Raw genomic sequence first — 10383 nt, forward strand, 5'->3', positions numbered from 1 at the left:
TGCACGAATGGATCGAAAAACCTAAGGTTTTTCGTATCTGGTGTCTATAACTTTGAGGGTTACACCCGTTCCCATTCCGAACACGACGGTTAAGCTTCAAGGTGCTGATGATACTGCAGGGGAAGCTCTGTGGGAAAGTAGGTCGTCGCCAGATTTTTATTTTGGCTTCATAGCTCAGTTGGTAGAGCAGAGGACTGAAAATCCTCGTGTCCTTGGTTCAATTCCGAGTGAAGCCACCACTCGCGATTCGTTGAATCGCCGTAGTTAAAACGTCTTTAGGGACGTTTTTTTTGTTTGCTTAAATATATGAGACACGAAAATTCGCATGTGATATATTCTATTTGTATAGAGGAGGTGCATTGGTGAATTATCTGGCCATTGATATAGGTGGAACCGAAATAAAATATGCAGTAATGGATGAATCAGCTGAATTTATTCTGAAGGACAGAATGCCGAACAGGATGAGGTCAGTTAATGACTTCCTTGAAGTGGTCGAGACTCTTTGGAAGAAATACGGAGATGATGCTCATGGTATTGCGTTCAGTATGCCTGGCAGAATAGACAACAAGACAGGCTATATGTACACTAGCGGGAATCTGGGATTCCTTGACAATACTGATGCAGCAGGTCTTGTAAGATCAAGGATATCAGCCGATGTATCAGTAGAAAATGATGCAAAGGCAGCTGCATGGGCGGAAATTTGGAAAGGCGAGCTGAGAGGTGTTGATGATGCTGTGGTGGTTGTCATCGGCACAGGAATTGGCGGAGCCATAGTAAAGGATGGAAGTGTACATCGTGGCAAGAACCACAGTGCGGGCGAATTTAGCTTCATATATGCAGGTGATCCTGGAATGCCATATTCAGGTAAGGATACGTTTGCAGGCAGATGCGGAATAGGAGGATTCTTAAATCCAATAGCGAAGGCAATGGGAATCTTACCGCACGAGCTGGACGGGTTTAAGGTATTCGAGTGGATAGAGAAAAGGGATGAACTTGTATTAAAAGTGTTTGAAGGTTATCTTCGGGAGCTCTGCCGGCAGATTGAAAATATCCAGTTCATGTACGATCCAGAGCTGATACTTATTGGTGGAGGTATCAGCAGACAGCCTGCATTCCTGGAAATGCTGAAAGGTTCACTTGATAAGTACCATGCAGACCACAGGTCACCAATGGCCAAGCCAAAGCTGGCAACCTGCAGGTTCTACAATGATGCTAATCTTGTCGGTGCTGTCTATAACTTCAAGCAGGTAATAGAGGGTAGATTGGAGTGAGGTCTTGGTTTGGAAAGAGTGATTGAAAATAAGAAATATATGATGATAAGGGATGACCTGAGAGATTATTTCGGAGGAATGTATGGCGGAAATCAGCATATCGGCTCGAAGGGAATCGCAAAGTTCGGTTGCGGATCCGTGACTCTCCATACTTATGTTGCATATGAGGCGAGGAAAAAATATTCTAAGGAGGAAGTGAAGGAACTTCAGGAGCAGTTCTTCAAGAAATATCTGCTTGGTCCTACGACCGCACTGAGGTTCAAGCTCGCCGCCATAGCATATTACGGACTAAGGAAAAGAAAGGCTTCTGTCAGGATAATACACAGCCTATATAAGGAAAGCGATGGACTTAAGAAGATAATGGTAGAAATAAGAAGGAATATAGATCGGGACAATCCTGTGCCTCTTATAATAGGAAAGCGTACAATGAAGGGCTACAAGGATGAGCTGGATAATCACTGGGTTACTGTCACAGGCTATTCAGATGATTACTTTGTCGTAGTATCCAATAATGGAAGGATGGAGGAGCTTGACCTTAATGAGCTCTCACACAGGAGATTGTTCATTGCTATTGCGGCAATAAGCGTAAAATAGGGAGACATAATGTCTCCCTATTTTAGTATTATGAGATGTCTCTAATGAAGGTTGCAATTTCCTCTGAATGGCCTTCAGCGGTAACCTTTCTGTTAATATAGATGATCTTGCCTTCCTCATCGATTACGAAAGTGCTTCTTTGTATTCCGATGGAGGTTTTTCCAAACATAGTCTTTTCTTTCAGGACATCATACTCCTCGCATACAACGCTGTCTGGATCGGACAAAAGGATGAATGGAAGTGAGAACTTGTCTATGAACTTGTCATGTGAATTGAGGGAATCCCTTGAGACACCAAGGATAACTGCATTCAAGGCAGAAAGGTCGCTGTTGCTGTCTCTGAAGCCTTCAGCCTCGATTGTACATCCAGGTGTATTGTCCTTAGGGTAGAAGTAAAGTATTACCTTCTTTCCTTTATAGTCGCTGAGTCTGTGCTCCTTGCGGTCTGAGCCTGTAAGAGTGAAGTCTGGTGCTTTGCTTCCGACCTCCAGATTCTTTTTCATATGCTACCTCCAATTATTTCTTATATGATTAATAATGATAGCAAAAAAGTATTAACATGTTTAGGGTCTTAAGGTATATTTTGTGTTAACACGATGTGGTTCACTGTTTCAGGAATTTGTGTTAGTATAAGAAAGTATACAATCAATCAAGGATTTAAGGAGAAGATTATGGAAAAAAAGATATTGGCTACAGTTAATGGAATGGATATTACATCGGATGTTCTTGACAGGACAATAGAACAGCTTCCTCCGGAAAGAAAGGCATATTTCCAATCCGAGTTTGGAAGAAAGCAGCTTCTTGAGCAGCTGGTTAGCATAGAGCTTATCAATGCATTTGGACTGGAAATAGGAGTCGACAAGGAACAGATGTACCTTACACAGATGGAGCAGGTTGAGAAGGAGATCAGGTTCAACAGCACCATGAATAAGATCATGTCTGAAATCAGCGTGGATGATGCTGATGCTGAGATTGCATTCAACCAGAATCCCGGAAAGTATGGCGGACAACAGTCGGTAAGGGCGAGCCACATACTTGTAGACAGCGAAGAGCTTGCAAATGACATATTGAAGAAGATTGTTGAAGATGGAATGGATTTCAGCGATGCAGCTGAAGAGTTCTCATCATGTCCTTCCAAGGCACAGGGTGGAGACCTGGGTGATTTTGGTAGAGGGATGATGGTACCTGAGTTTGAGGATGCAGCATTTGCTCTCGAAAAGGGTGAAATGACTAAGGAACCGGTAAAGACCCAGTTCGGATACCACATAATAAAGACCACAGACAAGAAGGGCTTTGGAACAGCGAATTTTGATGATGTCAAGGAAACCATCAGGACTGAGCTCCTGAAGGAAAAGCAGATGGACCACTATACTAAGCTTCTAGAGGACCTGAAGTCAAAATACAACGTTACACTGAAGTAGACTCAAGGCTCGCTGAAATAGCGAGCCTTTTTGGTCCGGAGGATGAGATGAAGATATTGCAGGTAATCAATAATCTTGATGTGGGAGGTGCTGAGACACTCCTTAGTGCATATGCTCTTAATTCAAGGGAGAATACCAGCGTCATACTTACACTGGTATCAAGTGACAGCTGGATCAAATCTGAACTCGAGAATGCGGGAGTAAAGGTGATAGACCTTGCACTGCATGACAAGTACAGATTTTTTGGTGCAATCAGAGGGATTGTAAATGTGACTTTATCTGAAAAGCCTGACATAGTTCATGCACATCTGTTTCCACCCCAGTATTATCTGGCATTCCTCAGATTGTTTTTCAGGAAAATATCGTTTGTATTCAGTGAACACTCAACAAACAACCGGAGAAGGGGCATTTTACTCTTAAAACCACTTGAGGCTTTAAGCTACAGAATATATGATAGGGTAATCGTCATAAGCGAGGCAGCCAGGAAGGAGCTATGCAGGCTCTATCCAGGACAGAACTGCACGATTGTCTATGGCGGTGCAGACGAAAAGAGGTTTAGCGGACCCAGGAACGAGGAGTTTGATTTTATCCTTGTGGCATCACTTAGAGGCAAGGAAAAGGGTGTTGATGTTTTTCTCGAAGCCCTCTCAATGATAAAAGACAGAGGATATACTGCAGTGGTCCTTGGTGACGGAGTGATGAAGAATGAGCTTATTGAACTTCGTGACAGACTTGGGCTGAAGAAAACAGTTGATTTCAAGGGCAATGTGGGCAATGTCGGTGAATATCTCAGGAAAGCAAGGGTATTTGTGCTCCCATCCAGATGGGAGGGACTGCCGGTATCCATCATGGAGGCGATGTTTGCAGGTACTGCGGTAGTGGCATCAAGAACTGGCGGAGTTCCTGAGGTAGTACCTGAAAATGATTGTGCTCTGCTTTTTGAGCCTGAAGACAGTGAAGAGCTTGCTAAAGCTCTGGTGAGAGTACTTGATGACAATGAGCTCAGATTGCGACTTGCAGAAAATGCCAGAAAAAGAGCTGGGTTACTTTTCACGCTTTCAGCGTTTACTTCAAGACTTGACAGCTTTTACCGTGAAATCAAGAGAACCAGGAAATGAGGATTGACCTCTTCCTGGTTCTTAGTTTATCTCAACATCTTTAAGGCTTCTGACATAGACATGACAGTTCCTGATTATCTCTTCATGGAGATGCTCCGAAAAGCTGTCATGAACTCCGAATACCTTCATTCCGGCTTTCCTTGCTCCAAGCATTGCCGCAGGTATGTCCTCAAAGACCGCGATAGATGATGGACTCAGCTCCATCCTGTTCGCAGCAAGGAGATAGACATCTGGTTCCACCTTAGTCTTTCCAGCCATATCAGTGGTAACGACCACATCAAAGTATTGTCTTATCTGACGCGCTTCCAGGCACGCTTCAAGGATTTCCTCCGAGCTTGAGGTTGCAAGAGCTATCTTTGTGCCCTTTTCCTTGAGCTTTATAAGTATTTCCAGAGCGCCCTCCTTGAGCATTACATTATCACGGTATATGGATTTTACCGAATTGTTCCACTGGGCTTTAATTTCGTCGAGTGTCTCCAGGAGATTGAATGTCTCCTTGAAGTAGACTGCAGTCTCATGGAAGCTCTTGTGGGCAATCCTTCTCATGAGCTCTTCTGGCTCAAGGTCGATATTTCTCGCCACAAGGAAGTCTTCATCCACTTTTCTCCAGACCCACATGGAATCCACCAGAGTCCCGTCAAGGTCAAATATAACACCTAATACGTCATCAAGCATTTTACACACTCCCCAACATCATAAAATGGACCACGACAGCATAGGAAGTTCCGACAACCGCACCGGCTGCAACATCTGAAGGATAGTGGACTCCGAGATATACCCTTGACATAGCAACCAGAGTTGCAAGCGTGTAGTAGATGATTGAAATCAATGAGTTGGATGTCAGAAGTGCTACGGTGGCAGCTAATGTGAATGCTGCTGCAGTATGACCGGAAGGAAATGAAAACTGGTCCACGCCAATCTTTATGCTGTTCAGATTAATCAGCTTCTCAAATGGACGCTTTCTCTTTACAAAGAATTTTACCACTCCAACAGTAATCGATGTGAAAAAGAGCGAAAGGGCAGCAGCGGCTGCAAATGAATTGAAGTTCCGCCCTGGAAAAAAGAATAGTCCAAGAATCACACCAAGTGCGAAGACATCAGAGCCAAGATAGGTTGCACCAATGAAAAAATAGTCGAGTACCCTTGTCCTGAGCCTGTTGTTGATATATAGTACAGCTGCCTTGTCAAATTCCGTTATTTTCTGTATCATGGCATCTCCGAATAATATGGATTCACGCATTTGCGTCAATATATTATAGCATGAAAAAGAGGAGACTGCTAAAGCCTCCTGATCATGTGCAATGGGTTGAGAAATCCCCGCTTTCTAGAATGTCCTCTCAAATATCTCAGTCTTTGCGTGGTCCTTGAAGTCCTCCCTGTCGTGTATGCCGAATCTACCCAATATCTCATCAATCAAAAAGGAATTGGCCGCTACCTTGATAACAGATTCCTGAGCAGTCTTTTCGACGAATACAAGGCCGGCCTCCTTTGGAATCAGACCTTTAGGTCCTCCGACGCAGCCGCCTATGCACCCCATGCCTTCAACGAAGGATATATCTCCTGCCTCACCCTTCTTGACTTTGTCGAGAAGGTCCTTGCACTCCTTGACTCCATTGGCCTGTATTGATTTGAACATCCTGTATTTAAGAGGGAACATCTCCTCTATGGCTTCTCCTACGGCCACGGATACACCGCCAGTCCTCGCATAAAGCCTTCCGCCTTTGGAAGCATATTCCATTGATGGAATTCCGGACATCTTTTGTGGATCTATCCCAAGAGCTTCAAACATGACCTTGACTTCCTGGAAAGTCAAAACGGCGTCTATGACTCCGGCTATGTCAGGATCCTTGGCCTCCGTCTTTTTCGCGATGCATGGACCTATGAAAACAACCCGGACATCCTTGTTAAGCTCTTTCAAGATTCTGCCAGCTGCAATCATTGGAGATACCGAAGGTGACAAGTCAGGTACAAGGTCGTAGTAGATTTTCTTCAGCATGCCTACCCACATAGGACAGCAGCAGGAGGTGATCATGAGGTCACCCGGTTTTTGAACCAGCTTGTCAAATTCGACTGCTTCTTTGAGTGTAAGCATGTCTGCAAAGAAGGCAACCTCGACCATGTCTGCAAACCCTGCTTTAGCGAATGCCTCGCGAAGCATGTCCAGACTTACGTCTTCGCCAAACTGGCCTGCTATTGCCGGCGCTACGGCAGCAATGACCTTCTCACCATTCTTTATGTGGGAAGCTACTGGAAGTAGTTCTACTCTGTCCATCAGTACACTTGAATCACATGCATCGACACAAAGCCCGCATCCGATGCACCTGGAATCATCAATTACAAAGGACTTTGTGAGTGGATCTTTGACTATTGCATTGAAAGGACATATAGCTTGGCATTTTGTCCTGCCGGTTTGTGACATGCAGGTATCGCTGCACTCGCCGACCTTTGCGATGACATTCTTGTTGACCTGGTAATTGGTAATGGCTCGGACAAGATTCCTTACATACTTGTCGTCATATTCTATGTCGACACCACACAGAACGGATACGATATCTGTAAAGAAATCGAGGTCTTCCCTTTCCTGGGAAAGGACTTCAGTGAGTACATCCCTGAAGTTGTCATTATAGTATGCGGAAACAAGCTTCTTGAACAATTCCTCATGTCTTGACATTTGTACGGCATGCCATATGGGGATTCCATCCGGCTATGCCATTCCCCCCTTCCAATACCGTTTTTAGTTTACCCTATGACTCCATTCTATATTTTATTTCAAGTCACCTCAATACAATCATATTGATATGGAGGTAAACATTGCTTCTCATTGTGGAATCATCGCAGAACAGATAGAATATACAAAGACGGAGGTGGTTTTTGTGGGAAACCAGATACTGATTCAAGAGGATGAGAGCCTGGAAGATCTGCAGCTTAATGGTTTAGTCATAATACAGAAGAAAAAGGGATTCAGATTCGGTGTGGATGCTGTGCTCTTATCGCATTTCGCGAGCATAAGGAGAGGCTCTAGGGTCATGGACCTTTGCACGGGAACGGGAATCATACCAGTACTCCTTGCAGGGAAGACGGAAGCCTCTGTAATTTATGGGCTTGAAATCCAGAAGGATTTCGTTTCGATGGCCAATCGTACTATAAAAATCAACAGCCTCGAGGAGAGGATTTCGATAATCGAAGGCGACCTTAAGGACCATAAGCTACTGAAGGGTCTCGGATCGTTCGATGCTGTAACGGTAAACCCACCTTATAAGAAAAGTCATTCAGGAATCAGGAATCCTGAAGATTCCATTGCGATAGCCAGGCATGAGGTTGCGTTGGAGCTTGAGGACGTGATAATGGCATCAAAAATCCTGCTTAAGGATGGAGGAAGGCTATTCATGGTTCACAGGCCCGAACGGATTGCTGATATACTTGAGCTTATGAGGAAGCACAAAATTGAACCGAAGAGAATTCAGACAGTGCACCCGACCTTAGGCAAGGCGCCGAATATTGTCCTTGTAGAAGGCCAGAAATATGGTGGTGAATTCCTTAAATGGGTAGAGCCAATATATGTTCATTCTGAGAATGGCGGTTATTCTGACCAGATAAGAGAAATCTATGGAGATGATCTAAGATGACAAAGCTTTATATAGTACCGACCCCAATCGGTAATCTAAGTGACATGACCTTAAGGGCGCTGGAGGTTCTGAAGACCTGTGATGCCATAGCATGCGAGGATACAAGGGTTACCTCAAAGCTGCTGGCGAGGTATGATATCAGGAAACCGCTGATTGGCTACCGGGAGCACAATGAGGTCAAAAATGGCGATTTCATACTTGAAAGGGTCAGGAACGGCGAAAATATAGCTTTGGTAACTGATGCCGGAATGCCTGGAATATCTGATCCCGGTGAAGTGGTAATCAAGTCTGCGATTAGGGAAGGGGTAGAGTTCGAGGTGCTGCCCGGACCTTCCGCGGCTGTGACTGCCCTTGTCTCTTCAGGCCTTTATACAGCAAGGCATACTTTCCTTGGATTCATTGGAAAGTCAAGGAAGGAGAAGCGCGATGTTCTGACCGAGTACAGGGACAGGACAGAGACGATCATAATATATGAAGCTCCTCACAGGCTGAGGGATACGCTGGATGCAATGCTCGAAGTCCTTGGAGACAGAGAGGCCTGTGCCTCAAGGGAGATAACCAAGCTTCACGAAGAGCATGTCAGAGGAAGGATAAGCGAACTTGTTGAAACATTCAAAGACAGGGAACCAAGAGGTGAATTCGTGATCTGCATATCCGGAAGGACAAGGCAGGAATTGATTGACGAAAAAGCACTAGCCTTCAGCAATATGTCAATCAAAGAGCATCTGATGAAGATAATTGATTCGGGAATTGCCAAGAAAGATGCCATTGCGATTGTCGCAAAAGAAAGAGACATACCGAAAAAAGAGGTATATAAGGAAAGTTTGGATATTTAAAATCTGGATTATATGGTAAAATAAAACGTATAATACAGTATGATTTGTGAGAGAGGGTGGACGCTATTGAATGAACTGGAGAAGTCCGTAAATCTTGGAGACCTTAATCTTAATGTTAAGAACCTTGCCAGGACTACGCTGATCCCGCTTGAGGATTTTCCGAAGTATGATCTGTTCCTGTCCCAGGTTATAGAATTCCTGGAGACTGTGTTCAAAGATGAGAGATACACTGTGAACATAATACAGAATTATATCAAGAATGAGATAATAACAAAGCCCGTGGATGGGAAAAAGAAGGGTTATACAAGGATACATCTTATCGAGCTTTTCTTTATCAGCTACATGAGGCCTGTACTTACAATGGAAGAAATCCGAAAAGTGTTCAGACTTGCATTCAATAACATAAATGACAGGTCAGATGACATAATTTCATTTGATACTGCATATGAGATTTTCTACAACATACAGAGGAACAAGGATATCTTTGACATGAGCAAGGGTATATTCAGCAGCACTAAGCTTGAGAGCATAATCAGCACACTGAACCTTAAGGAATCTGACAGGGACAGGATAAGGACTTTCATAGCGGTGATGGCGCTCATTTCTGAAGCAAGCTTCATAAAGACCAGTGTGAAAAGCCTGATTCTTGACGCCAAAGAGTAGCATTTCGGAGGAAACCGGCATATTTATCACAGGGGTGATAAAATGGATGTTCTCATAAGTGCGGTATCAGACATAGGTTTTCCTATGGTCGTGGCAATCTATCTCCTGACAAGGATCGAGGGAAAGATGGAGAATCTGACTGTAAGTATCAACAATCTGTCAACCATACTGGACCAGAACCTGAAGTGATTCCAATATTCTTACAAAATTTCCATGAGGGTCACACAATGGTAACTTCTGTCTGATAAATTGGAAATATGAAGAATCCCCTTTATCAACATTATTTTGCAGCATAATTGTTTATGCTCTCTCCTTTGAAGCTCCTTATAAGGGGCTTTCTTTTTTTTAAACAAAAGGACCGGAAAATTCCGGTCCCAGGTTATATCAGCAGTCTGATGCAGATAGGTCTCGTCCTCTTTCGCTCATCAGAACGAATCTGCCTCCAAAAAATGTCTTGATGTACTTGATCCGTACATTCTGGAAAAAGAATGCCATGTCTCCATCAGCTGCGATTTTAATTCCATCCTGTTCGAATACCTCGTCCTCATTAGATAGTTCACCCTGAACTATTTCGAAACTCGGGCCACCTCAGCCAAAGCCCATCATGGCTATTCTGTAGATATTTCCTTCTTTCTTGAGCTGTTTTTTCATCTCTTCGATTGTATTTTCATCTATATGAATCTGCATGATATCCTCCTTTCTTTTGTTTTAAAAGATTATATCACAGTGGAAAGGATAAATGAAGGGGAGGATTCTTCATGTCTTAATGGTCTGTGATAATGTCACCCTGTAAGTGTGCTGTGATTATGTCACCCCCCCAGTCTATAATTGGAGGATGAAGATAATAATGAGTAC

Annotated in this window: 12 protein-coding genes, 1 tRNA gene and 1 rRNA gene; 10 read left to right on the top strand and 4 right to left on the bottom strand. The window is 43.8% G+C overall.

Going from position 1 to position 10383, the window contains the following annotated elements; all coding sequences use genetic code 11:
- Positions 1-36 precede the first annotated feature (36 nt).
- The 4 genes from rrf to J2Z34_RS17015 all read left to right on the top strand — a co-directional run bounded on the left by rrf (position 37) and on the right by J2Z34_RS17015 (position 1865).
- Positions 37-154: ribosomal RNA gene (gene rrf / locus J2Z34_RS17000) — 5S ribosomal RNA — on the top strand.
- Between the two features lie 9 nt (positions 155-163).
- Positions 164-239: transfer RNA gene (locus tag J2Z34_RS17005), tRNA-Phe, on the top strand.
- Positions 240-362: 123 nt separating this feature from the next.
- The gene (locus J2Z34_RS17010; RefSeq protein ID WP_209461067.1) at positions 363-1271 is read left to right on the top strand and encodes an ROK family protein; all 909 of its coding nucleotides are present in this window, start codon (positions 363-365) and stop codon (positions 1269-1271) included.
- Between the two features lie 9 nt (positions 1272-1280).
- Positions 1281-1865, top strand: coding sequence for a cysteine peptidase family C39 domain-containing protein (locus J2Z34_RS17015; RefSeq protein WP_209461068.1), 585 nt, complete (start codon positions 1281-1283; stop codon positions 1863-1865).
- A 28-nt stretch (positions 1866-1893) separates the two neighbouring features.
- Here J2Z34_RS17015 and bcp read toward each other — a convergent pair whose 3' ends face one another.
- A complete protein-coding gene (gene bcp / locus J2Z34_RS17020; protein ID WP_209461069.1) occupies positions 1894-2367 on the bottom strand; it encodes a thioredoxin-dependent thiol peroxidase in 474 nt (157 codons plus the stop codon).
- A 168-nt stretch (positions 2368-2535) separates the two neighbouring features.
- Here bcp and J2Z34_RS17025 point away from each other — a divergent pair, with 168 nt between their 5' ends.
- Both J2Z34_RS17025 and J2Z34_RS17030 read left to right on the top strand, forming a co-directional pair.
- Positions 2536-3285 carry a peptidylprolyl isomerase gene (locus J2Z34_RS17025; protein WP_209461070.1) on the top strand — a complete coding sequence of 250 codons (750 nt, stop codon included), beginning with the start codon at positions 2536-2538 and terminating at the stop codon, positions 3283-3285.
- 47 nt (positions 3286-3332) lie between these two features.
- Positions 3333-4403, top strand: coding sequence for a glycosyltransferase family 4 protein (locus J2Z34_RS17030; protein WP_209461071.1), 1071 nt, complete (start codon positions 3333-3335; stop codon positions 4401-4403).
- A gap of 21 nt (positions 4404-4424) precedes the next feature.
- On the opposite strand, the gene J2Z34_RS17035 is transcribed toward J2Z34_RS17030, so the two are convergent.
- The 3 genes from J2Z34_RS17035 to J2Z34_RS17045 form a co-directional block, all read right to left on the bottom strand.
- Positions 4425-5078 (bottom strand): HAD family hydrolase, encoded by a 654-nt coding sequence (locus J2Z34_RS17035; RefSeq protein WP_209461072.1) that lies wholly within the window; start codon positions 5076-5078, stop codon positions 4425-4427.
- Position 5079: 1 nt separating this feature from the next.
- Complete coding sequence (locus J2Z34_RS17040; protein WP_209461073.1) at positions 5080-5613, bottom strand: phosphatase PAP2 family protein; 534 nt, start codon at positions 5611-5613, stop codon at positions 5080-5082.
- Between the two features lie 114 nt (positions 5614-5727).
- Positions 5728-7074: a [Fe-Fe] hydrogenase large subunit C-terminal domain-containing protein gene (locus tag J2Z34_RS17045; protein ID WP_209461074.1), complete on the bottom strand. Its 1347-nt coding sequence runs from the start codon at positions 7072-7074 to the stop codon at positions 5728-5730.
- A gap of 202 nt (positions 7075-7276) precedes the next feature.
- Here J2Z34_RS17045 and J2Z34_RS17050 point away from each other — a divergent pair, with 202 nt between their 5' ends.
- The 4 genes from J2Z34_RS17050 (at position 7277) to J2Z34_RS17065 (ending at position 9717) form a co-directional block, all read left to right on the top strand.
- Positions 7277-8029, top strand: a complete 753-nt coding sequence (locus J2Z34_RS17050) for a tRNA1(Val) (adenine(37)-N6)-methyltransferase (RefSeq protein WP_342453226.1) — start codon at positions 7277-7279, stop codon at positions 8027-8029.
- Positions 8026-8865 (top strand): 16S rRNA (cytidine(1402)-2'-O)-methyltransferase, encoded by an 840-nt coding sequence (gene rsmI / locus J2Z34_RS17055; protein WP_209461076.1) that lies wholly within the window; start codon positions 8026-8028, stop codon positions 8863-8865. Before J2Z34_RS17050 ends, rsmI begins: the two co-directional genes overlap by 4 nt.
- Positions 8866-8931: 66 nt before the next feature.
- The gene (locus tag J2Z34_RS17060) at positions 8932-9528 is read left to right on the top strand and encodes a DUF1836 domain-containing protein (protein WP_425348060.1); all 597 of its coding nucleotides are present in this window, start codon (positions 8932-8934) and stop codon (positions 9526-9528) included.
- Between the two features lie 42 nt (positions 9529-9570).
- Complete coding sequence (locus J2Z34_RS17065; protein WP_209461078.1) at positions 9571-9717, top strand: YvrJ family protein; 147 nt, start codon at positions 9571-9573, stop codon at positions 9715-9717.
- Positions 9718-10383: the final 666 nt, after the last annotated feature.

This window comes from Youngiibacter multivorans, from assembly GCF_017873395.1.
Lineage (GTDB): Bacteria > Bacillota > Clostridia > Clostridiales > Clostridiaceae > Youngiibacter > Youngiibacter multivorans.

Coding starts and splice junctions, on each gene's coding strand:
- bcp (WP_209461069.1), bottom strand. CDS start 2,367: ATGAAAAAGAATCTGGAGGTCGGAAGCAAAGCACCAGACTTCACTCTT.
- J2Z34_RS17025 (WP_209461070.1), top strand. CDS start 2,536: ATGGAAAAAAAGATATTGGCTACAGTTAATGGAATGGATATTACATCG.
- J2Z34_RS17030 (WP_209461071.1), top strand. CDS start 3,333: ATGAAGATATTGCAGGTAATCAATAATCTTGATGTGGGAGGTGCTGAG.
- J2Z34_RS17035 (WP_209461072.1), bottom strand. CDS start 5,078: ATGCTTGATGACGTATTAGGTGTTATATTTGACCTTGACGGGACTCTG.
- J2Z34_RS17040 (WP_209461073.1), bottom strand. CDS start 5,613: ATGATACAGAAAATAACGGAATTTGACAAGGCAGCTGTACTATATATC.
- J2Z34_RS17045 (WP_209461074.1), bottom strand. CDS start 7,074: ATGTCAAGACATGAGGAATTGTTCAAGAAGCTTGTTTCCGCATACTAT.
- rsmI (WP_209461076.1), top strand. CDS start 8,026: ATGACAAAGCTTTATATAGTACCGACCCCAATCGGTAATCTAAGTGAC.
- J2Z34_RS17065 (WP_209461078.1), top strand. CDS start 9,571: ATGGATGTTCTCATAAGTGCGGTATCAGACATAGGTTTTCCTATGGTC.